Origin of the sequence: Hymenobacter sp. H14-R3 (genome assembly GCF_030063445.1) — a bacterium.
GTDB lineage: Bacteria > Bacteroidota > Bacteroidia > Cytophagales > Hymenobacteraceae > Hymenobacter.
This window is the reverse complement of the sequence record NZ_JASITD010000003.1, coordinates 136,005-162,496: the sequence shown is the minus strand read 5'-3', so window position 1 is coordinate 162,496 and position 26,492 is coordinate 136,005. Positions and strand designations below refer to the sequence as shown.

Sequence of the window (26,492 nt, the reverse complement as noted above, 5' to 3'; positions counted from 1 at the left end):
TATGAAATACTTCTCCTCTTTTCTGCGGGGGCAATTGGCGTTTGTAGCCGGCTTGCTGCTGCCTTTGGCCGCCGCCGCCCAAACCACGCCCACCGACACTACCCACCTCAAGTACGAGGAGGAGCTGCTGCCGGCCGCCGAGCTGCCGGCCGTGCCGCGCCAGGCGCGCGACCAGTGGAAGCTGGGTCTCAACAACTTCATTCTCAATGGCTACCCCTTCAGCCAGACCAAGGACGTGCCGGGCTACTACACCCGCTACGGCCTGCACCTGGCCTACGAGCGCCGCCTGGGCCGCGCCTGGTCGGGGCAGGTCGAAGCCAGCCCGGCCATCATTCACTACCGGGCCGAGGGGACGGCCGGGGCCCCGGTGGCCAGCGCGCAGCTGCGGGCCCAACTAGCTGGCCGCTACTACTATAACCTGGAGCACCGCCTGCGCCGGGGCCACCGCACGGCGGGCTTCTCGGCCAATTACTTCGCCCTGGCCCTGGGGCTGGGCCTGAGCAAGGGACCCAGCGAAACGCCGTTTCACCTGCTGGCCGACGGCACCGGCCCCGCCACCGATGCGGCCCTGCTCTACGGGGTGCAGCGCCGGCTGGGCCGCTTCGGCTTCGTGGACCTGAACGCGGGCCTGAGCGGCGTGCTGCGGGCGGGGCGTGCGCAGAATTTTGGGCCCGTGGCCAGCCTGCGCATCGGGGTGGCGCTGCCCACCATTGCCCGCACGGCCCCGCAGGAGGCGCAGCCCGACGAGGTGCAGGCCCTGCTGCCGCGCTTTTTCGTGGGCGCCCAGTTTGGCGACGCCCGCTATCACACGCACTACACCCGCGCCAACCCGTACCCGGCTTCTTACCAGGAAACTGCCAACGGGTACGAGAAATACGTCATCTACCTGCCCTATGGCCCAGGGTATAACAACGAAGCAATCGGTACGCGTGAGTACGACAACGATAAAACGTACTACCTGTACGGCGGCTACTACCTCAAGCCGCGCCTGGCGCTGCAAGTGGGGGTGCAGTACGGCGCTTCCCAGAGCGACTTTGGCGGCGGCGCGGTGGGCATTCGCCGGGCTGGGGGCGATTACTACTACCCGCGCAGCAGATTCTATGACGAGTCTATTCTGGCCGTGCCCGTGCAGGTGCGCTACGCCGTCACGCGCTCCTTTCAGCGGCGGCTGCAGGTAGAAGTGGTGGGGGGCCTCACGCCGGTGTGGTCGGGGGTGCGTTTTCGGGAATACGAGACGGCCGGCTACGCCGTCACCGACCAGGTGCGGTTTGAGTTTGAGCGCCGGGCCCTGGGTCTCACCGCCAACCTGGGCGGCGCCCTCAGCTACGGGCTGGGCCACCGCCGCCGCGTGCAGGCCACCGTGGACTACGGCTTGCAGGAAGACCTGCACCACCTGTTCAGCAACCCCGAGCGCCCGGCCACCTACGCCAAAGTGGGCCTGCGCTACCGCTTTGGCTACCGCTAGGCCGGCCGGGGCCCTACGCGCCCTCCACCCGCCAAAAAGCCCCGCTGGCGCTGCCTGCGTTGGGGGCGGGCACCCCAAGCATTTTTTCCCCCACCTAAGCTTTTTCTCATGCGTCTTGTCCATCTGTTCTCGTTGCTGCTAGGCCTGGTGCTGGGTGGCTCCTTCGGCCAGCCCTACCGGGCCGCTGCCCAAACTGCCGCCGACTCTGCCCGCCTCAGCTACGGCGAAGAGGTATTGAACGGGCCCGATACCACGGCCCTGCGCCTGCAAACGCTGGAGCGCGGCCAGTGGAAGCTGGGGCTCAACAACTTCACGCTCGGCCAGGCTTCGGCCACCGATTTTTACACGCGCTACGGCGTGCACCTGGCCTACGAGCGCAAGCTGGGCCCGGCCTGGGCCGTGCAGGGCGAGGTGAGCCCGGCCGTGGTGCGCTACCGCGGCCCCGATGGCCAGTTGCAACGCGCCGCCAGCGCCCGGGTGCAGCTGATGGGCCGCTACTACTACGACCTGGAGCGCCGCCGCCGCCGGGGAAAAGACGCGGGCAGCTTCTCGGGCAACTACTTCGCCGTGGCCCTGGGGGCGGGCCTGGGCCGCCACACCCGCGACACGCCCTTCTACTATTACTTCCCGAGTAATGCCTTGTCCAACAAAGGCTTGGCTGACTTTGCCATGCTTTATGGCCTCCAGCGCCGGCTGGGTCGGCTGGGCTTTATTGATGCCAACCTGGGCCTTACGCAGCTGATTGCCCCCAAATTCTCGGACTTCCAGCTGAACGCCAGCTTGCGGGTGGGGCTGCTGCTGGGCGCGGCCCCGCCGCTGGCGCGCCTGCCCCTGCGCCTGAGCGCCGCCGAAGACGCTACCCTGCGCCCGCGCTACTACGTGGGGGTGCAGGGCGGCAGCTACAACTACCAGGTGCGCTTCGATAATTTTGACCCCTATGCGGCGCGGCCGGGTGGGTTCCCATCGTTTTTCCAGCGGGCCGGCGTGGGCAGCTACGGCGTAGAGGTGAAGAACCCCTACGTGTACGTGGGCTACCAGCTGCGGCCCCGGCTGGCGGTGCAGCTGGGCTACCAGGGGCAGGCCGGCACGGGCCGTAGCGAGAGCTACGTATTGGTTGGGGCCCAGCAAATTTTACTCAACGCCTCCGAAAACTACCAGCAAACCCTGACCTTTCCGCTACTGCTGCGCTACGCCATCACGCGCCAGTACTTGCAGCGCGTGCAGTTTGAGGTGGTGGGGGGCGTGGCCCTGTCGTATGCGCGAGTGCGGTTCAGCGAAACAAAATACGACAATGGCCAGGTAAAGGACCAGTTTGCCTTTGCCCGCCAAACAACGAGTGGGCACGCCATTGGGGGCCTGAATGTGGGCTACGGCTTCGGCCGGCGGCGCAAGCTGCAAGCCACGGCCGAATACGTATTCATTCAAAACCTGCAAACCTCTTTTAGCGGTTTCGAGGTCTTGCAGGCCGGGGGTAGCCTGGGCCTGCGCTACCGCTTTGCGTATCGCTAGGGGGTGGTGGGGCTTGCCCACACGGGTGTTTTCACCGCAAAAAACGCGGAAGGCTTCGCAGAAGAGCCGTAGAAGAACAACCTCTGCGACTTTTCTGCGAAATCCTCCGCGTCTTCTGCGGTGAAAATACCCGTCGGGTGATTGCGGCGTTACGTAGCTGCCGGCGTGGGCTCGTCAAACTCAGTTTGCTCGTCCAATTCATCGGGTTCCTCGGCCGGTGGCGCGCCCGCCCCGGCAAACCGGGTTTTGAAGCGGGCGTACAGCGCATGCAAGCCCAGCAGCAGTAAGCCCACGAATATGAACACGATAGCCCGCGTTACGGTGCCGCTGCGGCTGAGGTCGACCACGGCCAGCCGCACCAGGGTGGCGGCCATGCCGGCCAGGGCTACGTAGCGCATATCCTGGCGGCGCAGCAGCAGGCTGGTGCTGAAAATGGCCACCACTTCCAGCATCAGTAGCACGGTGAGCACTGCGCGGTCGAAGGACTCGATGAACAGCAGCGCCAGCACCGCAAAAGCGGGGTAGAGTAGCGCCGCCTCCAGCTGGTGGCGTGTGGGCCGGGCCAGCGCCGCCCACCGGGGCGAGAGCCCCGCCAGGGGCGCGTTGCCGAGGCGCAGCGCCAGGCCCGCGTACCCAAACAGCAGCGCCACGGTGCTGCCCACCGCCCAGCGCTCCATGCCCATGAGCTGCTCGGCACCCAGGTAGCGCAGGCAAAACGCGCCGGCCGACAGCGCTGCCAGCCCGAAATACAGACGCCCGTACACGCCCAGCCGCCGGAAACGTAGCGGGAGCTCAATAAGCAATGCGCAGATAACCAGTGCGAAAGCCACCCATACCAACCCCAGCCAGGCCGTCCGCACGTGGTGCGCCAGCGTGCCCGTGCCAAACAGCAGCGCTACCTCCAGCAGCGCCGGGTGCAGCACGCGCCACGAGGTGTAGACCGGGCCAGCTGCCGGCCGCCGGGCCCAGGCCAGCGCCACCAGCCCCCCCAACAGGGCCGCCGCCGTGAGGTACTCGGCCGGCTGGTGCAGTAGGGTTTCGGTGGTCATTAGCAGCCGCAGGTGCGTGGCCAGGCTGGCCAGCAGCAGCCCGTAGCTGAGGTGCAGCAGGTAGCGGTCGGGCTGGCCGGCGCGGGCCACGGCGGCGGCATCGGGCAGGGTGCGCCGCCAGGCTTGCGCCGCCGCGAAGGCCGCCCCGGCCAGGGCCAGCAGCCCCAGCACCAGGTAGGCCAAGTGGGCCGGCGGCACGCTACCCAGCAGCCCCACCACCAGGTGCAGCCCCAGGCAATACAGCCACGGCCAGCGCACAAAGCGCTCGCCGGCCGGCCACCACGCGGTGCGCATGCCCGCCAGCAGCACGGCCACGGTGGGCAGCAGGTACAGCAGCACATGGCCGGCTCCCAGCCCGGGCGCATTGCCAACGTGCTGTGCCATAGCCGCGTGCAGCACGTGGGCCCATTGCAGCCCCACGTAGCCGGTGGCCGCCAGCACCAGCCCGGCCCACAGGCCCGGCACCGTGAGGCGCTGGCGCAGGTAGAGGAGCGCCCCGAGCAGCCCGGCCACGGCGTAGCCGGCCCACAACTGCCTGTATTCCAGGGCGCCCGTGCCCAGCAGCAGCCAGCCGATGGCGATGCTTAGCGCCGGCAGCCGGTAAGTGCCGATGGCGGGCAGCAGCGCATAATCATCCCCCGCCTGGGCAAATACCAGCCGGCGCAGCTGGTAGCCCAGCGTGAGCAAGGCCGCGCCCAGCAGCAGGCCCGCCTGCCCCAGCGGCGGCAGCGCGCCGGGCGCGGCATAGCGCACCAGCACGGGCAGCAGGCCCGCTTGCAGCACCAGCAGGTAGGTTTGGAGGTGCAGCAGGCCTTCCTCCTCGCGCCCGGCCAGCAGCAGGGCGGCCAGCAGGCCTTCGGCATACAGCAGCCCGAATACCACGGGCCAGCTCAGGCCCGTTTCGTGCAGCCCCACCAGCGCTAGTATGGCAAAGACTTGGGTAAGAAGAAGTTGCTGCCGGCGCACCCAGCGCGGAGCCCAGCCACTGCGGTGCACCCAGGCAGCCAAGGCCAGCGCCACCCCGGCCAGCACCGGCAGCCCGGCCAGCGCCCGCGTATCGGCGTGCGCAAACACCACCTGCGCCAATAGCAAGCCTGCGCTCGCTTGCAGGAAGCCCGCCAGTCCGGCGAAGCCCGCCAGCCAGTTGGCAAGCCCGTCGGCCGCGGCGGAGCCAGCGGCATCAAGACTTAGTTTATTAGATAATTGCTTGTAAGTGAGCTGTATAAAGGCTAGGCCTGCCCAGCCGGCCAGCGCCAGCAGCGTGGCATCGCGGTAGAGGGCCGGCGGTAGCGTGGCCGCCGGGTGGCCGCCGGCCAGCAGTAGCAGGCCCGCGCCCGTAAACAGGGCCTCGGCCAGCGCGGCGCGGTGCAGCAGGGCATCGCGCTTGGCCAGCCACAGGGCGGCCAGCAGGGTTTCGGCAAACAGCAGGGCCAGGATAACCGACCAGCCCAGGTGCGCTTCGTGCAAACCCACCACCGCCAGCACCACAAAAAACTGCGTGAGTACCAGCTGTTGGCGGCGCACCCAGCCGGGTAGCCGGCCACTGGCCCGCACCCAGTAGGCCAGGCCCAGGGCCGCCGCTGCCAGCCCCAGCAAGGCCAGCAGCAGCCCCGCCACTGGCACGCCCGGCCAGGCAAACAGCGCCCGCGCCAGCAGCGCCCCCGTGCCCACTTGCAGCAGGCCCGCCAGCCCCGCAAAGCCGCTGAGCAGGTTGGCGAGCAGGCCGGAGGTCGGCGTCGCGTCGGTGCCGAATTTTGTGGCCAATTGCTTAGCGGTAAGTTGGATGAACGCAATGCTCAACCAGCCGGTCAGCGCCAGTAGCGCGGCATCGCGGTAGAGCTGGAAAGGCGGGCTGTCGGGCAGGTGCGTGGCCGCCAGCAGCAGCAGGCTGCTGCCCGCCAGCAGCGCCCCGGCCATGGCGGCGCGGTGCAGCAGGCCATCGCGCCGGGCCAGCAGTAGCACGGCCACCAGGGTTTCGAGGTAGAGGATGCTGAGTACGCCGGGCCAGCTCAGGCCCAGCTCGTGCAGCCCAAAAATGGCCAGCACTACGAATAATTGCCCGAGCACCACCTGCTGCCGCCGCACCCAACTAGGCGCGCGACCCGCCGCCTGCACCCAGGCGGCTAGGCCCAACGCGCTGCCCGCCAGCGCCGCCAGCGCCAGCAGCAGCCCACCCACCGGGGCCGGGTGCCAGCCAAACAGCATCCGCCCCATCAACAGGCCCGCGCCCGCTTGCAGCAACCCCGCCAGGCCGGCAAAGCTGCCCAGCCACGCCGGGTGCGCCGCGGGGTTCGATACCACTTGAAGCGGCGCAGCCGGCCCCAGCCGTCGGCCGGGTTGCACGCCTTGCAGTAGCGGAAACCGGTAAGCCAGCTGCACAAACGCCAAGCCGACCCAGCCGGCCAGCGCCAGCAATAGCGCCTCGCGGTAAAGCGTAGTGGGTGAGGTGGTTATCGAATGATTGCTAGCCGTGAGCAGCAGGCCCGCGCCGGTGAGCAGCGCCTCGCCCATCGCCGCCCGGTACGCCACTTGGTGCAGTTGGTCGGTGGCGTCGCGGCCGGCCAGCAGGAGCACTACCAGCAGGTTTTCGGCAAAGAGGACCAGCAGCAGCGCCGACCAAGCCAGCCCCAGCTCGTGCAGCCCGAATATGGCCAGCACCACCACTAGCTGCCCCAGCGCCAGCTGCTGCCACCGCACCCAGCCGGGCGCCCGCCCGCCGCGGCGCACCCAGGTAGCCAGCGCCCCGGCCGTGCCCGCCAGCGCCAGCAGCGCCCCCAGCAGCAGCGCCACCGGCGGCTGCTCCCAGCCAAACAACGCGTGCGCCACCAGCCCGGCGGCGCCCAGCTGCAGCAGCCCGCCCAGCCCCGCAAAGGCACTCTGCCAGCGCCGGTATTCCCCGGCCGTGGCGTGGTTGGCTGACTCCTTATTAGCTTCAAAACCAATAAATTGCGTTAAGAAAGACTTAAACGCCAGCTGCGCAAAGGTCAGGCTGCCCCAGCCAGCCAGCGCCAGCAGCAGGGCATCACGATAAAGCGTGGCGCGGGGGCCGCCGAAGTGGCTGCCCGCCACCGCCAGCAAGCCCAGGCCGCTGAGCTGGGCGCTGGTCAAGACCACGCGGTGCAGCAGGGCATCGCGCCGGGCCAGCAGCAGGCCCGCCCCCAGGTTTTCGGCAAACAGTAGCAGCAGAATAACCGGCCAACTCAGGTGCACCTCGTGCAAGCCAACGATGGCCAGCACCGCAAACAGCTGACCCAGTGCCAGTTGTTGCCGCCGCACCCAGTCGGGCGCGCGGCCCGCCGCCTGCACCCAGGCAGCCAGGGCTACTGCGCAGCCGGCCAGCGCCACCAGCGCCAGCAGCAGCCCCGCCACCGGCACGCCCGACCAGGCAAACAGCGCCCGCGCCAGCATCAGCCCCGCGCCGGCTTGCAGCGCGCCCACCAGGCCCGCAAAGCTGCTCAGCAGCGTGCGGTGAGCCTGGTGAGCTTCGTTCTTTGAAATAAGTTCTTTATTGACAAGGAGTTGTAAAAGCGGCTGCTTATAAATGAACTGCGCAAACGCCAGCCCCGCCCCGCCGGCCAGGGCCAGCACCAGGGCATCGCGGTAGAGCACGGCGGGCAGTGCCCCAGCCGCCCGGCCGCCCACGAAAAGCAGCAGGCCGCTGCCCGCCAGCAGCGCGCCGGCCAGCGCCACGCGGTACACCAGAGCCTCGCGCTGCCGGGCCATTATCAGGGTCACCAGCAGGGTTTCGAGCAGCATGAAGAGCCCGATAACCGGCGGCGTGGCGTGCCAGCCTTGCAGCGACAGCGCCGCAGCCAGCCCCAGAATGAGCGAGAGGATGGTATCGGTCTGAAACAGCCAGCCGATGCCCAGCCGCTTGGCCTGCCGCCCGGCCCAGAACGTAAGCAAGGCCCCAGCAGCCAGCGGAATAGTCTTCCAAACCGAGCCCGTGCTGTAGAAGTACAGGTTGAGGCCCAGGCTGGTCCAGTTGAGCAGGTGCGAGGCAAACAGCAGCGGCTCAAACCGGCGCTCGGCGTACACGCGGCGGTACTGCACCACGGCCGCGGCCGCGCCCACCAGCGTCACCAGTGCCATGGCCACCAGGCGCGCACTGCCTTCCACAGCTCCCAACTGCTGATGCCAATACACGTGAAATGCGAAGAAACTGCCGATGCTCAGCAGCAGCTGGTATTTCCACTGCTGCCGGTAGGTAATGGCGATGCTGAAGGCCGTGACGCCGGCCGCCGCGGCCAGCGTGAGGGGCGTGGGCGGCAGCACCGCCAGCGCCACTAGGCTCAGCACGCCGTGCAGGGTGGCCACATCTTGGCGGCTGGTGCGCCAGGCCAGGTACAGGTTGGCCAGCACGCCGGCCAGCAGCAGCAGGTAGTCAAACGGCGGCGTGGCCCAGCGCAGGCCCGGAATACTCACCGCCCCCACGCAGGCAAACAGGAAAATGGCCGCCGCGCTGCTCAATAGCCAGGCATTCAGCTGCTTGGCAAAGTCCTTGTGGCGCAGCCCAAACCGCGCCCCCAGCAGCCCCGCCGCAAAGGCGCAAATCAGCAAAAAGCGCAGCGGTGGCGACACCCGCAGCGCCGCATAAATGCCCAAAAAGCCCACGCCCGTCACCAGCACCACGGCCCCCAAAATGCCGGTCCAGTTTTCGAGCACTACCGTGGAGGTGCGCTCCCAGAAGGTAGGACCCGTGGGTATTTTCTTGGGCCGCAGCGCCGGCTTGGCCGCCGGTAGGGGCGGCATAGCGCGGGGCCGGGGCGTGGGGGCTGGTGCCGGCTCTGGCAGCGCAACGGGCGCTTGCTCTTGAGTTGGCTCTTCGCTCAATTCCTCCTCGCCCGGCTCCTCCGGCGTTGGCTCAACCTCCTCAACCGGCGATTTCGCCAACTCAGATGCAGCCACCAGCTCGCTCTCCGCTACTTGCGCCGGTTCCGATTCTGGCTCGCCGGCTACTTCCGGTTCTGCTACCTGAGCTAGCTCGTTTGCAATAAGTACTTCTAAATCTGATATTTGTACTAATTCGGATTCCTCAACTACCTCAGGTTCTGCAGCCTGTGCCTCTTCAATAATCTCTTCAACTAGCTCGGACGCTACAACCGGCGCTTGCGCTGCAACTTGTGCCGCTTCAGGCTCAGCAAGTAGCTTTGATTCAGTTTCTTGGGTGGGTTGAGCTCCTGCGGTTTCCGCCTGGGCTGGCTGAACTGCCTCAACTGCCTCAGCTTCTTGGGCTGCTTCCGTAGCTGGTGCGGCAGGCGCTGCGGCCAGCGGTTCGGCTGCTGGCGCGGGCGCGGGCTCAGCGGGTAGGGGAGAAGCGGTGGGTTGGGGTGCCGCTGCTGGCTCCGCCGTGGGCGCGGGCCACGTGTTAGGGTAATCGGCCCATGCCGCAGGGGCCGGCGCGGGCGGCGCGGCTACCACGGGTAGCGCCGCCAAAAACTCTTCCCGTAGCAATACCAGCTGCACGCGCAGCTGCTGAATTTGGCCTTGCATTTTGTGTTGCTCGACCTGGCGGCGGCCCAGGTCGGCTCGTAACTCCTTGACCTGAAGGGGCAAGCCCCAACTTCGCGCGATGACTAGTAGGGCCACGAGGAGCCCTGCAATGAGTAGAACCATTGTGATGGGGGTAAAGGGGAAAAAATCGGCCAAAACGGCCACAAAATCAGCCCGGTACCACCCAGGTTCGGATAGCAAATGTATACTAAATGCCGAAATTATGTACACTTAAGGAAAAATTATGTACAATCGGGCATAAAAAAGCCGCCCCGATAGTTTCGGGGCGGCGAGAATAGGGGCGCAGGGTGCGCTAGGCGTACACGAACCGAACCTCTTGTTTGAGTTCGGGGTTCAGGCTCAGAGCCACGGGGCAGGTGTGCGCGGTGCGTTCCATCAGGGCGCGGTCGGCGGGGCTGAGGGCGGCGGGCAGGTGCAGCTCAATGGTGAGCTGCGCAATGCGGCGCGGTGGCTCCTGGCTCATTATTTTTTCCATCGTGAAGGAGCTGCCTACCAAGTCTACTTGGTGGCGCTCGGCCACGATGGCCATGGTAGTGAGAATGCAGGTGCCCAGGGCGGTGCCCACGAGGTCGGTAGGCGAAAACGCTTCGCCGCGGCCGTGGTTATCCACTGGGGCATCGGTTTGAATAACAGTGCCCGAAGCCGTGTGCGTAGCTTCGGTGCGCAGGTGGCCCTCGTAGCGGGCGGTAGCGGTGGTGTGGGGCGTGCTCATACTACAAAGCTACCCCGGCCGCGTTAGGAAGAAGCTGCGTGGTAAAAGCCACGCCAGCAGGTATTTTTGACTTCTCTATGAACAAGACGCACGTCATTGCCGCCGGTTGCCTGGTGCTGGGCCTGGCCACGGCCGGCCGCTCGGCCCGCGCCCAAGCTCCTAGCCCCACGCCCGCCCCGGTGGGCCCCACCTTTCAGGCCGCGCCGCTGGCCATGCCCTCCGACGAGCAGTCGTACCGCCGCGAAACCGTGTTTGGCATCAACTTCAACACCCAGGGCGGCCTCATCGGGGGCGTCAATGTGCGGGTGGCGCGGGTGCTCGACGAGCGCTGGCTGCGCTTCTGGAGTCTGGAGGGCGTGTCGTTCAAAAACCCTAAGGAGCAGGATGTTACCAATCCTTACACCGGCGGCTCGTTCAAGCGCTACAAGTCCAACTACGCCTTTGCGCTGCGGCCCTCCATTGGTATTCAGCGCATTCTGTTTCGCAAGGCGGCCGATGCGGGCGTGCAGGTCAACGGCCTGCTCAGCGCCGGCCCGTCGCTGGGCCTGCTCATGCCCTACCACATCAGCTTCGACTACACGGCGCAGCAAAACGGGGCCTTCGGGCCGTCCGACATCATCACCGACGAGGCCTACGACCCGGCGAAGCACGCCAACCAGAACTTTATCTACGACCGCGCACCCCTGTTCAGCGGCATCGGCCAAACCCAGGTGGTGCCCGGCGCGCACCTGCGCGGGGCGCTCAGCTTCGAGTATGGCCGCTACCGCGATGCCGTGGCTGGGGCCGAGGTAGGCTTTTTGCTCGAAGCCTACACCAAGCGCCTGCTCATGCTGAACCCGCCCGCCCCCGCCGACCCCAATAGCCTGAACCGCCAGTTCTTCCCGTCGGTTTACCTCACGTTGTACATCGGCCACCGAAGCTAATTTTGAGGGCTGCTTTTAGGTGTCATTGCGCTCGCCATGACAACTGATTTTTATTACTAGAAAAGATGGATACGATGCTGCTCACCCTGCCCATTATTCAGGCCGAACCGCTGGCGCCCGCCGCGCCGGCCCGCCCGCGCAAGCCCGACTGGCTGCGCGTGAAGCTGCCCATTGGCCCCGACTACGCCGCCGTGCGCAAGCTGGTGGATGAGCACAAGCTGCATACCATCTGTGAGTCAGGCAATTGCCCCAATATGGGTGAGTGCTGGGGCGCAGGCACGGCCACGTTCATGATACTCGGCAACATCTGCACGCGCTCGTGCTCGTTTTGCGCCGTGGCCACCGGCCGCCCCACCGAGCTTGACCTCGACGAGCCCCGCCGCGTGGCCCAGGCCATCTCGCTCATGAAGGTGAAGCACGCCGTGCTCACCAGCGTGAACCGCGATGAGCTCAAGGACCGCGGCGCCAGCGTGTGGCGCGATACCGTGGTGTTTACTAAGGAGCTAAGCCCCGAAACCACCATCGAAACCCTGATACCCGACGTGAAAGCCAACTGGGCGGCGCTCGACGTGATGATTTCGGGCGGCCAGGAGGTGATTTCGCACAACATGGAAACCGTGGGCAGCCTCTACCGCCTCGTGCGCCCCCAGGGCAAGTACGACCGCAGCCTGGAGCAAATCCGGCGCACCAAGCTCCAGGGCCACCGCACCAAGTCGGGCATTATGCTGGGCCTGGGCGAAACCGCCGACGAGCTGCACCAGGCCATGGACGACCTCGTGGCCAACGGCCTCGATATCCTGACCTTAGGCCAGTACCTCCAGCCCACCAAGCGCCACCTCGAAGTGGCCGAGTTCATCCACCCCGACACCTTCGCCCGCTACAAGGAAGAAGGCCTGGCCCGCGGCCTCAAGTACGTAGAAAGCGGCCCGCTGGTGCGCAGCAGCTACCACGCCGAGCGCCACGTAAACGTGCCGATTTAATTCGTTTTCAACAGCTTACTCCTGCGCATTATGTCAATCCGCGAGCAAGTACACGCTTTGGCCGAGCAGCTTTCCGGAGAAGCTACTTGGAAAGATGTTGCCTACGAAATTTACGTGCGGCAGGCAATTGAACGGGGCATTGAGGCGAGTAAAGAAGGGCGTCTTATCCCAGCTGAGCAAGCAAAGGCTTATTTGACTAAACTACGCGCCGCGAATGCAAGTCCACTGGACGACCGACGCGCTTGAGATGCTAGCGGACACTTGTGGCCAACTAGGGCAAACGTCACCACAATAGGCTGAAACAGTTGCTGATACGCTAATTACCCGCGGCAACTCGTTAGCCGATTCGCCTTTCCTGGGGCGGGCATTACCGGAGGTTAAGCTCAAGCCAGTGCGTGAACTGTTTATCCTCAGCTATCGATTGGTATATTATGTTGGTAGTACGCAAATTGAGATTTTTACAGTAGTGCACCAAGCGCAAAATCAGTAAGAACGCAAAAAGCCTCGCCAAATTGGCGAGGCTTTTTGCGTAATATACTTGTCGTCAGTCGCTTAGCGCACGGCCTGGCGGCGCTGGTCGGTGGGCGGGTAGTTGCCCAGCACGCTGTTTACGATGCGGTAGGTCTCTTCCTCCGAAATGCTGTTCTGGTTGAGCTGGGCCTGGCCCGTGCCACGCCAGGCGAGCTCCTTGCGGCGGGCATCCACGATGTCGATGATAACGGTGCCGGCTTTGTAGTTGTAGCCGCCGCCGCCCCCGTAGGGGAAGCCGCCGTAGCCGCCGTAGCCCCCATATCCGCCGTAGCCGTAGGGGTAGCCGTAGCCACCGTAGCCGCCCTGCTGCTGCTTGTTTTCGACGCGCACGCTATAGGCTACGTACACATCGGGCGCGGTAGTGGTTTCGGTCAGGCCCTTGGCAGTAAGGTCTTTAGCTACGGCATCGCGGATGCGCTGGTCCGTGAACGACTCGTAGCCCTTGGCCGGGCCGCCCTCAGTGTCGTTGGCCTGCTTGGGGTACCAGGCCCAGGTTTTGTAGGCGCGGAAATTGACCGCGTGGTCAAAGTCGCTCGACACGCCGACGTTGGCCGACGTAGCGCAGGAGACGAGCCCGAAGGACAGCGCCAGGCTCGTGACAACCATAGCGGTTGGGCGGGCCAGAAGATGCGTGATACGGTTCATATAAGTTGAAAGCTAGCGGAATAAAACCCGTACTCGGGAGTAGGTAGCTAACGCTACCTGCCTGGCCAATGTTCCAAAAATAGTAGGCAAGCCGACTAAATGCGCTAGCCAACCGCCCACCACGCCAAACGCCCGGCTGCGCCGCTTTCGCGTGCGCAACCGGGCGTTTCTTTTAAAGTAGCGCGGACTTTCAGTCCGCCTGTGCGTTGGTACTACTCGCGGACTAAAAGTCCGCGCTACACCCTAGTACGACGGGCCTTTATCGGCCGGTACCATGTGCTCTACCTCGTCTACGTACTCCTCCATCGGCGTGCAGCTGCAAATGAGGTTGCGGTCGCCGTAGGCCGAGTCGATGCGGCTCACGCTGGGCCAGAACTTAGCCTGGCGCACGTAGGGCAGCGGATACACGGCTTGCTCACGCGAGTAGGGACGCGTCCAGTCGTGCACGAGTACGGTGGCGGCGGTGTGGGGCGCGTGCTTCAGCACGTTATCCTTCTGGTCGGCGCGGCCTTCCTCAATCTCCGTAATCTCCTTGCGAATGGCAATCATGGCCTCGCAAAAGCGGTCAAGCTCCAGCTTGCTCTCGCTCTCCGTGGGCTCAATCATGAGCGTGCCCGCTACCGGGAAGCTCACCGTGGGCGCGTGGAAACCGTAGTCCATCAGGCGCTTCGCAATATCCTCTACCTCGACGCCCGCCGTTTTCTTGAAGTGGCGGCAATCGAGAATCATCTCGTGGGCGGCCCGGCCCTGGCTGCCGGTGTAGAGCACGGGGTAGTGCTCTTCGAGGCGGGCCTTGATGTAGTTGGCGTTCAAAATAGCCAGCTCGGTAGCGCGGGTAATGCCGTCGCCGCCCATCATGGCAATGTAAGCGTAGCTAATGGGCAAAATGCTGGCCGAGCCCCACGGCGCGCCCGAAACTGCGCCGCTGGTGCGGCCCTCTACCGGCACTACTACGTGGCCGGGCAGGTAGGGCTCCAGGTCGGCCACCACGCCGATGGGGCCCACGCCGGGGCCGCCGCCGCCGTGCGGAATGCAGAACGTTTTGTGCAGATTCAGGTGGCACACGTCGGCCCCGATGGCGGCCGGCGAGGTGAGGCCCACCTGGGCGTTCATATTAGCGCCGTCCATGTACACCCGGCCGCCGGCCTGGTGAATGAGCTCGCAGATGTCGATAATCGTTTCCTCATACACGCCGTGCGTGCTGGGGTAGGTCACCATGAGGCACGAGAGGCGGTCGGCGTGCTGCGCAATTTTGGCGCGCAGGTCGTCCATATCCACGTTGCCGTCGTCGGTGCTTTTCACCACCACTACCTGCATGCCGGCCATTACGGCCGAGGCGGGGTTGGTACCGTGGGCCGAGGCCGGAATAAGCGCCACCGTGCGGTGCGTGTCGCCGCGGCCCGCGTGGTAGCCCCGAATGGCCAGCAGGCCCGCGTATTCGCCCTGCGCGCCCGAGTTGGGCTGCAAGCTCACGGCCGCGAAGCCGGTTACCTCACAGAGCCAGGCTTGCAGGTCTTTAATAATCTGCTGGTAGCCAACGGTTTGGTCAGCCGGGGCGAAGGGGTGCAACTGGCCTATTTCGGGCCAGGTTACCGGTATCATCTCGGCCGTGGCATTCAGCTTCATGGTGCACGAGCCCAGCGGAATCATGCTGTGGGCGAGGCTCAGGTCCTTGTTTTCGAGCTGCTTCATGTAGCGCAGCAACTCGTGCTCGGCGTGGTGCGAATGAAACACTGGGTGCGTGAGGTATTCGCTGGTACGTTGCAGGTGCTCGGGCCAGGTGAGCGTCAGTTCGGCTTCGGCCTCGGGGGCGGCCGGGGTGGCTACCTCCTTGCCCAGCACCTTGGCGAAGATGTCCACGATGTCGCGCACGTCTTCAATCTCCACGTTCTGGTGCAGGCTAATGCCCACCAGCGTATCCTCGTAGTAGCGGAAGTTGATGCCCGCGGCTTCAGCTTCGGTCTTGAGGGCCTGCTGCATCTCGTGGCTTTCGAGGCGCAGGCTCAGGGTGTCGAAGTAGTGGCTGTTGAGCTGCTCCACGCCCAGGGCCTTCAATTCCGCTTCCAGCGTTTGGGCAAATAAGTGCGTGTTTACGGCAAACTGCCGGATGCCCGCCGGGCCGTGGTACACGGCGTACATGCCGGCCAGCACGCTCAGCAGCACCTGCGCCGTGCAGATGTTGGAGGTAGCTTTTTCGCGCCGAATGTGCTGCTCGCGGGTTTGCAGCGCCATGCGATAGGCCTTGTTGCCGGCCGCGTCGATGCTTTGGCCAATAATGCGGCCCGGAATGACGCGCTTAAACTGGTCCTTGCACGAGAAGAAGCCCGCGTGCGGCCCGCCAAAGCCCATCGGCACGCCAAAGCGCTGCGACGAACCCACGCAGATATCGGCGCCCAGCTCGCCCGGCGACGTTAGCAGCGTGAGGGCCAGCAGGTCGGCGGCCATCACCACGAACAGGTTATTAGTCTGCGCGTTAGCGATAAAGTCCTGAAAGTCAAAAATCGTCCCGTTGGCGCCGGGGTACTGCACCATCACGCCGAAGAAGGCGTCATCGCTGAGGTCGGCCGTGCGGTGGTCGCCGATTACCAACTCGATGCCGAGCGGCGTGGCGCGGGTGCGCAGCACGTCAATCGTCTGGGGCAATACCTGCTCCGAAACGAAGAACTTGGTGGCGTTTTTCTTTTTGGTTTGCGAGTGCAGCAGGTGCAGGGCCTCGGCGGCGGCGGTGGCCTCGTCGAGCAGGCTGGCGTTGGCGATGGGCAGGCCCGTGAGGTCAATTATCAGGGTCTGGTAATTGATGAGCGCCTCCAGGCGGCCCTGGGCAATCTCGGCCTGGTAGGGCGTGTAGGCGGTGTACCAGCCCGGGTTCTCCAAGATATTGCGCTGGATAACCGGGGGCAGCGTGGTGTCGTGATACCCCAGGCCGATGTAGCTCTTATACACCTTGTTCTGGCCGGCAATCTGCTTGAAGCGCTTCAAAAACTGGCGCTCACTGAGGGCCGGCGGCAGGGCCAGCGCCTCGGGTAGCCGAATGGCGGCGGGCACGGTTTCGGCAATGAGCTGCTCCACAGAAGCTACCCCAATGGCGCGCAGCATGGCCTGCTGGTCGGCACTGGTGGGGGCGTTGTGGCGGGTTTCAAACACGTCGGCGGGCTTGAATTTAAACGACATAAACGGGGGCTGGGGTAGGGGAGAAGACTGGCAACTTGTTCCTTAACAAAGGTAAGCCCCGTTTGGTCGGGGCGGGGGTGTAGTTTTGGGGCCTAACCCGTCCGTTAACGTCGCCCGCTCCGTTAATGCCGTCTGTCCCGTTAACACCGTCTGTCATTGCGAGCGCAACGCAGTGGAGCGCGGCAATCTTTCCTTGGTCGTTCGCGGCGTTAGAATTGCTAACCCTGACGTGAAGGAAAAATTGCCGCGCTCCACTTCATTGCGCTCGCAATGACGGGCGCTCTACCATGCTCCCCATTTCCATGCCCCACCCCACCCTCATTGGCCTGCTGCGCGAAGGCCGTACCCCACCCGACCGCCGCGTGGCCCTCACCCCCAAAAAATGCGTCGAGCTGCAAGATGCCTACCCCGGCCTGCGCGTGCGGGTGCAGCCCAGCCCCCACCGCGCCTTCACCGACCAGGAGTACCTGGACCTGGGCCTGGAAGTGGAAGAGGATATGACCGCTTGCGACGTGCTGCTCGGCGTGAAGGAAGTGCCCGTGGCCGCGCTGCTGCCCGGCAAAACGTACCTGTTTTTCTCGCACACCATCAAGAAGCAGCCCGCCAACCGCCCGCTGCTGCAAACCATTCTGAAAGAGAACATTACGCTGATTGACTACGAGCTGCTGACCAACGCGGCCGGCCAGCGCGTGGTGGCGTTTGGGCACTGGGCGGGCATTGTGGGGGCCTACAACGGCCTGCTCACCTACGGCCGCAAGCACGGCCTGTTTCGGCTTAAGCCAGCCTGGCAGTGCGTGGATATGGAGGACATGGAGGAGGAGTTTTTCAAGGTTAAGCGTCTGCCACCCATCAAGATAGCCGTGACGGGCTCGGGCCGGGTGGCGCAGGGTGCGCTGGAAGTGCTGGGCCGCATGGGCATCCGGCAGGTGAGCGTGTACGACTACCTCTACCTCGATTTCAACGAGCCCGTGTTTGCCCAATTGCGCAGCTCCGACTACAACCGCCGCCGCGACGGCCGGGTGTGGGACACGGCCAATTTTCACCACGAGCCGGCCGCTTACGAGTCCACGTTCGGCAAGTTCCTGCCCGTAACCGACCTGCTCATCGCCTGCGCCTACTGGGACCCTGCCGCGCCGCGCCTCTTCACCGCAGTTGATACGCAACAAGCTGATTTTAAGATAAATACTGTGGCCGACGTTACCTGCGACGTGAACGGCTCCATTCCGCTCACCCAGCGCAGCACCACCATCGAGCAGCCCGCCTTCGACTACGTGCCCGCCACCGGTGAGCTCACGGAGGCATACGCGCCGGCCGGCACCATCACCGTGATGGCCGTGGACAACCTGCCCTGCGAGCTGCCCCGCAACGCCAGCCGCGACTTCAGCCGGCAGCTGCTTGACCAGGTTTTTCCGGCTCTCGTGGGCGGCGACGCCACCGGGGTGCTGGCCCGCGCCACCATTACTAAAGGCGGGCAGCTGCAGCCCCGCTACGCGTATCTGGCTGATTACGTGGCTTGAACAGCAAAGTAAAAGAACGCCATGCTGAGCCTGCCGAAGCCGCTCTACCACGCCGCACAGGTTACCAACCCAACGGCGTGGTAGAGCGGCTTCGGCAAGCTCAGCATGGCGTTCTTTTTTTGTTGTAAAAAACTGTTAATCAATAGCCTACTGCTTGGTAGTGGAGGTGCTGTCGGCGGTGCTGGCGGCCGGCACGGGCGGCGAGCCACCGGCCAGCGTCGACACCAGCCCGGCAGGGCTGATTTTGCGCAGCGAGCCGCTGCCCGTGTCGCTCACGTACACGGCCCCGGCCCGGTCGGTGGCCACGCCCGCCGGAAACCGGAAGCCATCGGCCAGTGGCGTTACCTGGCCCGTGGTGGGGCTCACGCGCCGGATGCTGTTGCCGTAGGTATCAGCCACTACCAGCGTGCCACTGGCCTCCAGGGCCAAGCCGCGCGGGTGGTTGAGGCCGGTGGCCAGCACCGTTACCTGCCCGGTGGCCGTCACCTGCTTTATCGTATTATTTTCGGTATCAGCTACGTAGAGGAGGCCGCCGGGGGCAAGGGCGATGCCGGTGGGCTTGTTGAAGCCCGCGGCCAGCGTGGTGAGGGCCCCGCGCAGACTTACTTTTTGCACGGTGCCGCTGTGGGGCGCGGCCCCGGCATCGGCTAGGTAGAGGTTGCCCACCGAGTCGAGGCAGAGGGCCGTGGGATACACCAGGCTGCGGCTATGGGCCAGGGTAGTTACCTGCCCCTCGGGGCTGATGCGCACGATGCGGTGGGTGCCGGCATCGGCCACGTACACGAGGCCCGCGGCGCTCACGGCAATGCCCGTAGGGTAGGTTAGGGCGCTGTCGGTGAGGAGCTTGACTTCGCCCGTGGGGCTGACCTTCTGCACGGCGTGGTTGTCGGTATCCACCACGTACACGTTGCCGGCTGCATCCACGGCCACCCCGTCGGGATAGCCGAACGGCACGGCGGGCGGGGCGGGGGGCCGGCTGGCCGTGAACCCCGCAGCTAGTAGAATAGTGAGTAGTAAAGTTGTTTTCACCAAGCAGGGAAGTGCGCGCGTAAGTGTTTCAAAGATAGTCGGCGTTCCTGATAATCTGCTAATCTTTATCTCTTTAGTGATAATAAGTCCGCTACGGTTTCCGTTCGCACCTTTGCCCACATGAATTTTGCGACCCGCGCCACCACCCCCGAGCTGATGGACGACCTCACTCTGGCCACCGACGAGCTGCGGCAAAACCTGGACGAGCTGGAAACCATCAACACCTGGCTGGGTGGCTACCAGCCGGTGCTGCACGCGCTGGCCTGCCTGCGGCCCCGCTTCCCGCCGGGCCGCCCCCTGCGCCTGGCCGACCTGGGCAGCGGCGGCGGCGACACCCTGCGCCACATTGCCGGCTGGGCCCGCCGCCAGCGCCAGCCCGTAGCGCTCACGGGCATCGACGCCAACGAATTCATGCTCAGCTATGCCGCCGCCAAAAGCGCGGCCTACCCTGAAATCAGCTACCGCCAGGTCGATATTTTCTCGCCCGAATTTGCTGCCCAGCCCTACGACGTGCTCACGGCCAGCCTCTTCTGCCACCACTTCACCGACGCTGAGCTGGTAGAATTGCTACGCCGCTGGCACCAACAGGCGCAAGTGGCCGTGGTTATCAATGACCTGCACCGCCACCCGCTGGCCTACTATAGTATCAAGCTGCTAACCAGGCTATTCGGGGGCTCGCGCCTGGTGCAAAACGACGCGCCGCTCTCGGTAGCCCGCGCCTTTTCGCGGGCCGACTGGCAGCGCCTGCTAACCCAGGCGGGCATCACGAACTATGAGCTGCGCTGGCGCTGGGCGTTTCGCTGGCAGGTGATTGTTTTCAGGGAAAAGGCTGGGTGAGGTGGCGGGTAATTTCCCCGTCATTTGCAGCTGGTAGTTGGAGGCGCGGTTTCTACAACTGCGCAGGTCTGCTAACATAATCCTGCTTGCAGGACGAGTCTTGAAATAAGGGCGACTTTTGGCTTACCTAAAGCACATTTATACTTGATATAATGAATTAAAAATGAAGAATTAAAAATTTGACATTCAGATTTTTAATTCAGTTAAAAAATGTACACTAACCTGAAACCCGCGCTAAGTGAGCTGCCTGGCGTGGCATTTTTCTTATAAGAAATGCTCGCGTTACCGAAGCGTTATTGGACCAACTGATTCGGCTTTGCCCTTTAAATTGCAACCAGCTACCGCAAACTACCACCCTGCCTCGTCCCGCCTGATACTCTCAGCTTTCTCACGCGCTAGTCCCCGTTTCACAACGCCCAGTTTGTCAATCCTTTTCTAGCCCTCCGCTGCGCATGTTTACTACTCGTTTGCGCTATCCCTCGCTCTTGGCGCTAGCAATCAGCACCTGGGCCTGCTCGCACAAAGACATTCCTGCGCCTGCTCCAGCACCCAACACCTGCTCTTACACGTTGGACGGGCGCCCCGCCACGGGCACGGCCAAAGCCATTCGCAACCCCGCTTACCACCTACTCGACGCCACTGGCGACCACCCGGCGGAACTGCTGACCATTACGTGCACCAGCACGACGGCTTCAACCGCCAGCCCACTCCTGTTCAGCCTCTCTTTCATCAAGTTCCTCCCCGAATCCGACGCTGCCTTTCGGCCGCTGCCCAGCCCCGGTATCGACGTGCTCCGGCACAACCCCGCCACCGGCTCGGCTTATACCAATTACACTCTCGGGGTCAACCTCACCCTGAAAACGACCAGCACCGGCGGCTTTTCCGGCACGTTTGGCGGCGAATACCCTGCTACCGCTACTTCCCCCAGGAGTGCGTTTGTTGCCGGCGTGTTTACAGATGTGCACCCCTGATTGCTTCCCACGGGCAACCTCGCGCGTGGCCAGGCAGGGTATCCCGCTGATAAAGTTCTGCCGGAGAGCTTAGCGTGTAAATCCGCCCGTTGTAGAAGACGAACCTTTGTAACGTACTGCAAATGGCTCTTTCCCGTACCTGAAAAGCTAGCCTTAGGCGGGCAGCACGAGCTGCGGTGGGCGTTTTGGTGGCAGGCAGCAACTGCGCTTACGCAGCAGCGGGCAGCGCGAACTCGCAAAGTCTGCGCTGCTCTCCCGGCGGCGCTTACCCGAAGGCGCTGCCTAACAGCAGGTGGTAATGGAGCCGGCCGCAGCTAGCGCCTGGCGCAATTTGCTGGGGTAGATGGCTGGCGCAGCCTGGCAACCCTACCGCCAACCAGGCGCTAAAAAGCCTTAATAAGCTGGTATACAGCGCAAAATCTTGTTCTAGAAAGCGTAGCCCAGCTTGCCCCCTGCCACGGGCAGCGGCAGCCACAAGCCACTACCCCCATAGTTCACCTTTGGGTTGGGGATGGGCTCGCCCAGGTCTTGGCGCTGCCGCTCATTGTTGAGACCCACGCCCAAAAACAGGTCCAGGGCCAAGCGGTTGAAAATGTGCTGGTAGCCAACTTTGAGGTTGAGGCCCGCCTCCTGGTCCCTGATGTGGTAGTTGGTTTCCGGGCCGCGGCGGTCGGCCTGCCAGAAGCTACCCAGCGGCACAAGGCCGATGCTGCTTTGGTACCGATGCCAGTCGTAGCCGGGCGCGGTATTGCTGTTAAAGTAGACCTGCTTGTAGTAAAGCTGCGCGGCCCCGTAAAACCCGTTCAGGCCCTTGTCGCGCCCCCAGTAGCGGCGCAGTTCGGTTTTAATGCCCACGTTGAGCCGGCTCCGGTCCGTGGTTCGAAAAGCCAGGTCGGGAAATTCGCTGGATAAATCAAACAGCGCATCGCTACGAAAGATGTAGCCCAGGTCCGTTTGCCAGCTCAGGCGGGGAGCCAGCTTCACTTCGGCCCCGAGCCACAGCTTGGCGTTGTGCGGAATGAGCAGGTCAATGGGCGAAAGCTTGAGCACCACCGTGCGCGTGTGGCCCGGTGCCACGGCCTGCGCGCCCGCCGGCACCCGCACCCCGGCCAAAGCTAAAACCGTAACCCCAAGGCGGAGAAGTATCTTCATAGTCTAAGCATGAAATCAGCAGTGCGTGTCGCGCTAATTACCGGCAAGATAAGCAATTGCCCTAAGCCCAGTGCCACTTCCAGCAGCCGGGCCGCCATCGTGCGGCGCGGCCCGGCGGCGCAGCTCAGCACAGGCGCGCCGGCCTGGGCGAGGGTGGCGGCGGGCGCCACTCGTGCGCTCGGTGAGCCAGCAGCCTGCCCCAATAGAAGTTGTGCCTTGGCCTGAGAACCATCTCAATGCGCACTGGCCGCTTTGCCTGTGGGCTGGTGCAGCAGCTGCGTTTCTGCGGAGCTATCGAAGGGCAGCTCCTCGTTTAGCCAGATGGGCAGCACCTGGTTTTCGAGCAACAGCCGCACTACCTCACTGCGGTGAATGCCGCACGTCATCTTGTGGTACAGGGCCAGCAGGGGGGGCGCGCACTCGGGCGTTTTGGTAGCCTCATAAATAGCCACGTAGCTACAAGCCAGTTGTTCGAGCGTGTGCTCGTGGTGGGAGCGCTGCACAATGGCCGTGAGCAAGCCAGCATCACCAGTCTGGTAGTTACTGATTAACAAGTCGGTATACTGGCTGGGCCGGGTGGTAGTGGCTAGCTTTTGCAACGCAAAAGCCCTTATCTCGGGGGCGCTAAGGTGCTGGAGGGCAGCGGTGGCAAACTCGGCCAGCCGGTAGCGGCTGCGCGCTTGCTGCCGGGCCAGCTCCAAGATGAGCCGGTAGTCAAGCGGGTACTTGAACTCGCCGAAAACGAACAGGATATTCTCTATAACTGCCTTGCTTTTCTCGGTCAGCAGCCGTTTTGCAAAATACTCGAGGTCAGTGGGTTGTAATTTTTTCCTGAATAAAAAAGGCAGCGCCCGTTGCCGGGGCACCTCAATCATCTCTTGCCTGCCGGGGAGCTCGCGGGCCGGCCGCTGGTAGGCTTCTTGCCGGGCCCGCGTGGCCTCTACGTTGTGCAGGTAGCGGCGCACGTTGTCGTCGTGCTGCGCCGCGTGGCGCAGGTCGGCCCAGGCATCGAGGGTCGGGTTATCCTCTTGAAAAGACTTAATGAGGTGGTCATCCTGCCAGTCATCGGGGTTTTTGGCCAGGGCGCGGCCAAATTTCTGCGCCACGTACCGCAGCCCCGCCAGGCCATCGAGGGCCATCAGCTCACGCGCGCCTACCCAGTCGGAACCGTGAATTGGCTTGCGCAAAAAGCGGTGGTACATGGCCTGGCGGGCCGGGGCATCGCCGTGCTGGGCAAACAGCAGCGCCAGCTCAAACAGCTGCTGCAGCGTCCAGGTATCGTCGTGCTCGGTGGCCAGGCCCGCGAGTACGGCGCGGCGAATGCGGGCCTGGTGCTTCGACAGGCCGTAGAGGGCAAACACGTACTGCGCCCGGCTGCCCTCGGCCTGCCCGTCGTAGGCAAAGTTTTTGAGCGCGACTTCGATGATAGCCGCCGAGAAATCGACGTCGGGATTATCCCGCGCCAGGAGGTAGGCCCGCCCCGTACCAAGCCTGGCCGACTGGCGAAAGTATCTTCTCAACGTATTGATAGGCTGCATAATATAGCGTAAGTAGATGGTTGAGAAGAAATTACCCGCCTCCCTTCCGGCCCTCCCTTCTTGAAATACGCGCCCACCTCGGCCTTGTAGGACAGGCCCAACGGGATGGCCGTGTTGTCGGCCAGCACCAGCTGCTCGGGCTGGAGCAGCTTGATGTGGGCCGCCCCCACGATGAACGAGCGGTGCACCCGCACGAAGGGCGCGCCCAGCAGCTCGGCCATTTCCTTTAGGGTGGCGTGGTGCAGGTAGGTTTTGGCGGTCGTTACCACCTTCACGTAGTCTTTGCAGCCCTCCACGTAGCTGATGGCGCGGTGCGGCACCTTCAGCAGGCCGCGCATGGGGGTAGATAGAGGGAAGCGGGGAGCCGCGCTGGCGCGGCTAGTGCGGCAGGAGGTGCAAAGTAAGCTCGGCGCGGTAGCGGCCGCCGTGCTCCGAGAGCCGCAGCGCGTGCCGGCCGGGGTAGTAGAGGTGCAGCCACCGGCGGATATTGTGGAGGCCGATGCCGCTGCTGCGGGCGGCGGCGTGGCGGGCGGCGGTACGGGCAGCATGTCGTTTTCGATAGTGAAGTGCAGCGTGCCCGGCCCGGCCGTGAGGGTAGCCACCACGCTGGCCGCTTCGCTGAAATGGTGGCGGCCGTGCTTGAAGCTGTTCTCGACCAGTGGCAGCGGCGGCGGCACGTGCAGCCCGGCCAGCTCGGCGCCCCCGGCCACGAAGGTGCTGCTGGCCCCGGCGTGCTTACGCTGCTTCATCTCAAAGTAGTTTTCGAGAAACGTCAACGAGCTCAACCCCACCCTGACCCTAATGAAGCCGTTGCTGAATGATAAGTGGCAGACCATGAACATCTTAGGCGTAACCTATGCCACAGTGAACACGGGCACCGTGAACGCCGGCCTCAGCGCCGCCCGGCCCGCCGCCTTCCCCTCCAGCAACCACACGCTGGTGCTGCCCCAGGGCTTCCGGGCCGAGGTGTCGGCCATGTATATGTCGCCCATGACCTTCGGCGGGCGGGCCATCCGCTCCAGCTTCAGCAGCAGCGTGGGGGTGTCGAAATCGGTGCTGCACAACCAGGGCACGCTCACGCTCAACGTTTCCGACCTCCTCAACACCCAGCAGCGCCGCGCCGATGTGCTGGCCGCCGGCCTCAACTCCTACACCGTGAACAAGGCCGAAAGCCGCTTCGTGCGCCTGAACTTCAGCTACAAGTTTGGCAATAGAAATGTGAAAGCCAGCCCGCGCCGCGACACCGGCATCGAAGCCGAAAAGGCCCGCATGGACAACTAGCCCGCCGGGCCAGCACAGAGTAGCCAGGGAGCACCGGTGGCCACTAACTGGCCCCGCGCTCGCCGATTCTTTATTTTAACTAACTGATAGTCAAATTTTTATGAATAAACTAGCCTGGTGTACTGGATGCGTACGGGGCGGGCTGCCGGGGTTGGGCCGGCTGTCCGCTCTTTGAAGGAGCAAGCGACGTGAACGAAGAGCGGACAGCTGGCGAAAAACCAGCAGCCCGCCTCGTACGCCAACCTAAAGACTACTATAAGTTTTCTATACTAGTAAGCTGCCAGTGAATTGAGGACGGTTTTGGCCTCCCAGCGCGGGCTATGGCCGGCGTCACACTTCTCCATTTCAACTCCTGTTTTTTGAGGTAGCTTTTATTGGTGGCATATTTGAAGCCTATCGCTGGCTGCACCAACTAGACTACGTACTGATGTCTTTCTTTCGTAAAAAGTCCTCTTCCTCAGCTGCCCATGCAGCCAATTCAGGCCGGCACTTATTCAGTAAAGAAGCTATCGTGGGCGGACTATTAGTTGGGCTGCTGTTAGCGTTGGCGGCTTGTAAAGCAACTCAAACGAGCATTTCTTCTACTCAACAACTACCCGGCAGCAGTGCCCAACACCCGTTTGACCCGGCGGCGGCCAAGCAAAAACTAGCCATTGCGCCAACCAAAGTGATGGTTTTTGGCCTCGGCCACCTCGACACTGCGCCGGCTACTTTTCAGCTTGCTTGGCTCGAACCGGTTCTGTGTCGCCTGCGTGCCTATCAGCCGGATATTATTTTGACGGAGGCCATGTCGGGGGAGCAAGTTATGGGCCTTGATGCGTACGCGGCCTACCATGGCACGGCGAGCCAGTACGCGGGCCCGACCCTGGAGATGGCAAAAACCGCCCAAGCCGCCCTGCACCTGACGGCGGCCCAGGCACTCGTGCAGGCCAACGAGCTTTTCAAAAAAGGCGCCTTGACCCCAGCGGAACGACGGCACCTGGCGGGCCTGTTCGTGGCGGCGGCCGAACCGTTGTCCGCAACCGTTCAATGGCTGCGTTTGCCGGTGGCCGAACGCGTGGGGGCCGATGGTGTTTCCCCCGCACTGGCCAAACAGCTCCACCTTTGGGCCAGTCTGCGCAATGAAATGTCCTCGATGGCCGCTCGTCTGGCGGCAGACCTGGGCCTGGAGCGGGTGTATGGAGCCGGGGACCATCTGAGCGACGTAACCCAGCCGGACTTTGCTGCGCTGAAGGCCGCGGTTGCCGCGGAGCCCAGCCAGGTGGACTTATTCAACCACAACACGCCCACTTTTCACGCGGTGCCGGAGGAAGCTATGAAGATGGCCACCGCCGCCGAAGTCATGCCCGTGCTGAAGTGGAAAAATTCGCCGCGCTTTGCGGAGCTAGACGCTGATGCCCAGTGGTTTTCAATGCTTCGGAGTGAGAAAATGGGCCGCGTTGGCCGGCAGCAGGTTGCTGCCTGGGAAGCCCAGAACCTGCGCATGGCCGTGGCCATGCGGGAGGCCACAGCCCCGGTGCCGGGCGGCCGGGCCCTGCTAATCGTTGGGGCGGCTCACAAACCCTTTTTGGAAGCCTACCTGCGCACGTTCACCGATGTAGAGCTGGTTTCGGTGCCGGACCTGCTAAACGCGAAGCCGGTTGGCTGCCCCGAATAAGGGTACTGATG

Annotated in this window: 18 protein-coding genes and 1 pseudogene; 11 read left to right on the top strand and 8 right to left on the bottom strand. The window is 63.9% G+C overall.

Features of this window, described 5'->3' with window-relative positions; translation table 11 throughout:
• The first annotated feature begins 1 nt into the window (after position 1).
• Together QMK33_RS04405 and QMK33_RS04400 are read left to right on the top strand one after the other, a co-directional pair.
• A complete protein-coding gene (locus QMK33_RS04405) occupies positions 2–1,465 on the top strand; it encodes a hypothetical protein (RefSeq protein ID WP_283563344.1) in 1,464 nt (487 codons plus the stop codon).
• Between the two features lie 108 nt (positions 1,466–1,573).
• Positions 1,574–2,974 (top strand): hypothetical protein, encoded by a 1,401-nt coding sequence (locus QMK33_RS04400; RefSeq protein ID WP_283563343.1) that lies wholly within the window; start codon positions 1,574–1,576, stop codon positions 2,972–2,974.
• 149 nt (positions 2,975–3,123) lie between these two features.
• Here the strand turns inward: QMK33_RS04400 and QMK33_RS04395 are convergent, their stop codons facing one another.
• Positions 3,124–8,775, bottom strand: a complete 5,652-nt coding sequence (locus QMK33_RS04395) for a hypothetical protein (RefSeq protein WP_283563342.1) — start codon at positions 8,773–8,775, stop codon at positions 3,124–3,126.
• Positions 8,776–9,829: 1,054 nt separating this feature from the next.
• On the bottom strand, positions 9,830–10,249 hold the full coding sequence (locus QMK33_RS04390; RefSeq protein WP_283563341.1) for an OsmC family protein: 420 nt from the start codon (positions 10,247–10,249) through the stop codon (positions 9,830–9,832).
• A gap of 77 nt (positions 10,250–10,326) precedes the next feature.
• Here QMK33_RS04390 and QMK33_RS04385 point away from each other — a divergent pair, with 77 nt between their 5' ends.
• The 4 genes and pseudogenes from QMK33_RS04385 to QMK33_RS23565 form a co-directional block, all read left to right on the top strand.
• A complete protein-coding gene (locus tag QMK33_RS04385) occupies positions 10,327–11,172 on the top strand; it encodes a hypothetical protein (protein WP_283563340.1) in 846 nt (281 codons plus the stop codon).
• A gap of 77 nt (positions 11,173–11,249) precedes the next feature.
• The gene (gene lipA, locus QMK33_RS04380) at positions 11,250–12,152 is read left to right on the top strand and encodes a lipoyl synthase (RefSeq protein WP_502867046.1); all 903 of its coding nucleotides are present in this window, start codon (positions 11,250–11,252) and stop codon (positions 12,150–12,152) included.
• A 30-nt stretch (positions 12,153–12,182) separates the two neighbouring features.
• On the top strand, positions 12,183–12,398 hold the full coding sequence (locus tag QMK33_RS04375) for a hypothetical protein (RefSeq protein ID WP_283563338.1): 216 nt from the start codon (positions 12,183–12,185) through the stop codon (positions 12,396–12,398).
• Positions 12,399–12,459: 61 nt separating this feature from the next.
• Positions 12,460–12,642, top strand: a pseudogene (locus QMK33_RS23565) (type II toxin-antitoxin system RelE/ParE family toxin); the annotation flags it as partial.
• A 62-nt stretch (positions 12,643–12,704) separates the two neighbouring features.
• Here the strand turns inward: QMK33_RS23565 and QMK33_RS04370 are convergent.
• Complete coding sequence (locus QMK33_RS04370; protein ID WP_283563337.1) at positions 12,705–13,328, bottom strand: DUF4136 domain-containing protein; 624 nt, start codon at positions 13,326–13,328, stop codon at positions 12,705–12,707.
• 243 nt (positions 13,329–13,571) lie between these two features.
• Complete coding sequence (gene gcvP / locus QMK33_RS04365; RefSeq protein ID WP_283563336.1) at positions 13,572–16,499, bottom strand: aminomethyl-transferring glycine dehydrogenase; 2,928 nt, start codon at positions 16,497–16,499, stop codon at positions 13,572–13,574.
• Positions 16,500–16,786: 287 nt separating this feature from the next.
• Between gcvP and QMK33_RS04360 the strand changes: the two genes are divergently transcribed.
• Positions 16,787–18,016 carry an NAD(P)-dependent oxidoreductase gene (locus QMK33_RS04360; RefSeq protein WP_283563335.1) on the top strand — a complete coding sequence of 410 codons (1,230 nt, stop codon included), beginning with the start codon at positions 16,787–16,789 and terminating at the stop codon, positions 18,014–18,016.
• A 147-nt stretch (positions 18,017–18,163) separates the two neighbouring features.
• On the opposite strand, the gene QMK33_RS04355 is transcribed toward QMK33_RS04360, so the two are convergent.
• Positions 18,164–19,045, bottom strand: coding sequence for an NHL repeat-containing protein (locus QMK33_RS04355; RefSeq protein WP_283563334.1), 882 nt, complete (start codon positions 19,043–19,045; stop codon positions 18,164–18,166).
• 120 nt (positions 19,046–19,165) lie between these two features.
• Between QMK33_RS04355 and QMK33_RS04350 the strand changes: the two genes are divergently transcribed.
• Positions 19,166–19,882, top strand: coding sequence for a methyltransferase domain-containing protein (locus QMK33_RS04350; protein ID WP_283563333.1), 717 nt, complete (start codon positions 19,166–19,168; stop codon positions 19,880–19,882).
• 452 nt (positions 19,883–20,334) lie between these two features.
• Positions 20,335–20,853 carry a hypothetical protein gene (locus QMK33_RS04345; RefSeq protein WP_283563332.1) on the top strand — a complete coding sequence of 173 codons (519 nt, stop codon included), beginning with the start codon at positions 20,335–20,337 and terminating at the stop codon, positions 20,851–20,853.
• A gap of 426 nt (positions 20,854–21,279) precedes the next feature.
• Here QMK33_RS04345 and QMK33_RS04340 read toward each other — a convergent pair whose 3' ends face one another.
• From QMK33_RS04340 to QMK33_RS04330, 3 genes are all read right to left on the bottom strand, one after another.
• Positions 21,280–22,005, bottom strand: coding sequence for a hypothetical protein (locus QMK33_RS04340; RefSeq protein WP_283563331.1), 726 nt, complete (start codon positions 22,003–22,005; stop codon positions 21,280–21,282).
• A gap of 233 nt (positions 22,006–22,238) precedes the next feature.
• Entirely contained in the window at positions 22,239–23,543 is a 1,305-nt protein-coding gene (locus QMK33_RS04335) for a hypothetical protein (RefSeq protein WP_283563330.1), read from the bottom strand.
• Positions 23,522–24,292, bottom strand: coding sequence for a LytR/AlgR family response regulator transcription factor (locus QMK33_RS04330; RefSeq protein WP_283563329.1), 771 nt, complete (start codon positions 24,290–24,292; stop codon positions 23,522–23,524). Before QMK33_RS04330 ends, QMK33_RS04335 begins: the two co-directional genes overlap by 22 nt.
• Positions 24,293–24,344: 52 nt before the next feature.
• Here QMK33_RS04330 and QMK33_RS04325 point away from each other — a divergent pair, with 52 nt between their 5' ends.
• Both QMK33_RS04325 and QMK33_RS04320 read left to right on the top strand, forming a co-directional pair.
• Entirely contained in the window at positions 24,345–24,824 is a 480-nt protein-coding gene (locus tag QMK33_RS04325) for an outer membrane beta-barrel protein (RefSeq protein ID WP_283563328.1), read from the top strand.
• A 670-nt stretch (positions 24,825–25,494) separates the two neighbouring features.
• Entirely contained in the window at positions 25,495–26,481 is a 987-nt protein-coding gene (locus QMK33_RS04320) for a DUF5694 domain-containing protein (RefSeq protein ID WP_283563327.1), read from the top strand.
• Positions 26,482–26,492 lie beyond the last annotated feature (11 nt).

Coding starts and splice junctions, on each gene's coding strand:
- QMK33_RS04405 (WP_283563344.1), top strand. CDS start 2: ATGAAATACTTCTCCTCTTTTCTGCGGGGGCAATTGGCGTTTGTAGCC.
- QMK33_RS04400 (WP_283563343.1), top strand. CDS start 1,574: ATGCGTCTTGTCCATCTGTTCTCGTTGCTGCTAGGCCTGGTGCTGGGT.
- QMK33_RS04395 (WP_283563342.1), bottom strand. CDS start 8,775: ATGCCGCCCCTACCGGCGGCCAAGCCGGCGCTGCGGCCCAAGAAAATA.
- QMK33_RS04390 (WP_283563341.1), bottom strand. CDS start 10,249: ATGAGCACGCCCCACACCACCGCTACCGCCCGCTACGAGGGCCACCTG.
- QMK33_RS04385 (WP_283563340.1), top strand. CDS start 10,327: ATGAACAAGACGCACGTCATTGCCGCCGGTTGCCTGGTGCTGGGCCTG.
- QMK33_RS04375 (WP_283563338.1), top strand. CDS start 12,183: ATGTCAATCCGCGAGCAAGTACACGCTTTGGCCGAGCAGCTTTCCGGA.
- QMK33_RS04370 (WP_283563337.1), bottom strand. CDS start 13,328: ATGAACCGTATCACGCATCTTCTGGCCCGCCCAACCGCTATGGTTGTC.
- gcvP (WP_283563336.1), bottom strand. CDS start 16,499: ATGTCGTTTAAATTCAAGCCCGCCGACGTGTTTGAAACCCGCCACAAC.
- QMK33_RS04360 (WP_283563335.1), top strand. CDS start 16,787: ATGCTCCCCATTTCCATGCCCCACCCCACCCTCATTGGCCTGCTGCGC.
- QMK33_RS04350 (WP_283563333.1), top strand. CDS start 19,166: ATGAATTTTGCGACCCGCGCCACCACCCCCGAGCTGATGGACGACCTC.
- QMK33_RS04345 (WP_283563332.1), top strand. CDS start 20,335: ATGTTTACTACTCGTTTGCGCTATCCCTCGCTCTTGGCGCTAGCAATC.
- QMK33_RS04340 (WP_283563331.1), bottom strand. CDS start 22,005: ATGAAGATACTTCTCCGCCTTGGGGTTACGGTTTTAGCTTTGGCCGGG.
- QMK33_RS04335 (WP_283563330.1), bottom strand. CDS start 23,543: ATGCAGCCTATCAATACGTTGAGAAGATACTTTCGCCAGTCGGCCAGG.
- QMK33_RS04330 (WP_283563329.1), bottom strand. CDS start 24,292: ATGAAGCAGCGTAAGCACGCCGGGGCCAGCAGCACCTTCGTGGCCGGG.
- QMK33_RS04325 (WP_283563328.1), top strand. CDS start 24,345: ATGAAGCCGTTGCTGAATGATAAGTGGCAGACCATGAACATCTTAGGC.
- QMK33_RS04320 (WP_283563327.1), top strand. CDS start 25,495: ATGGTTTTTGGCCTCGGCCACCTCGACACTGCGCCGGCTACTTTTCAG.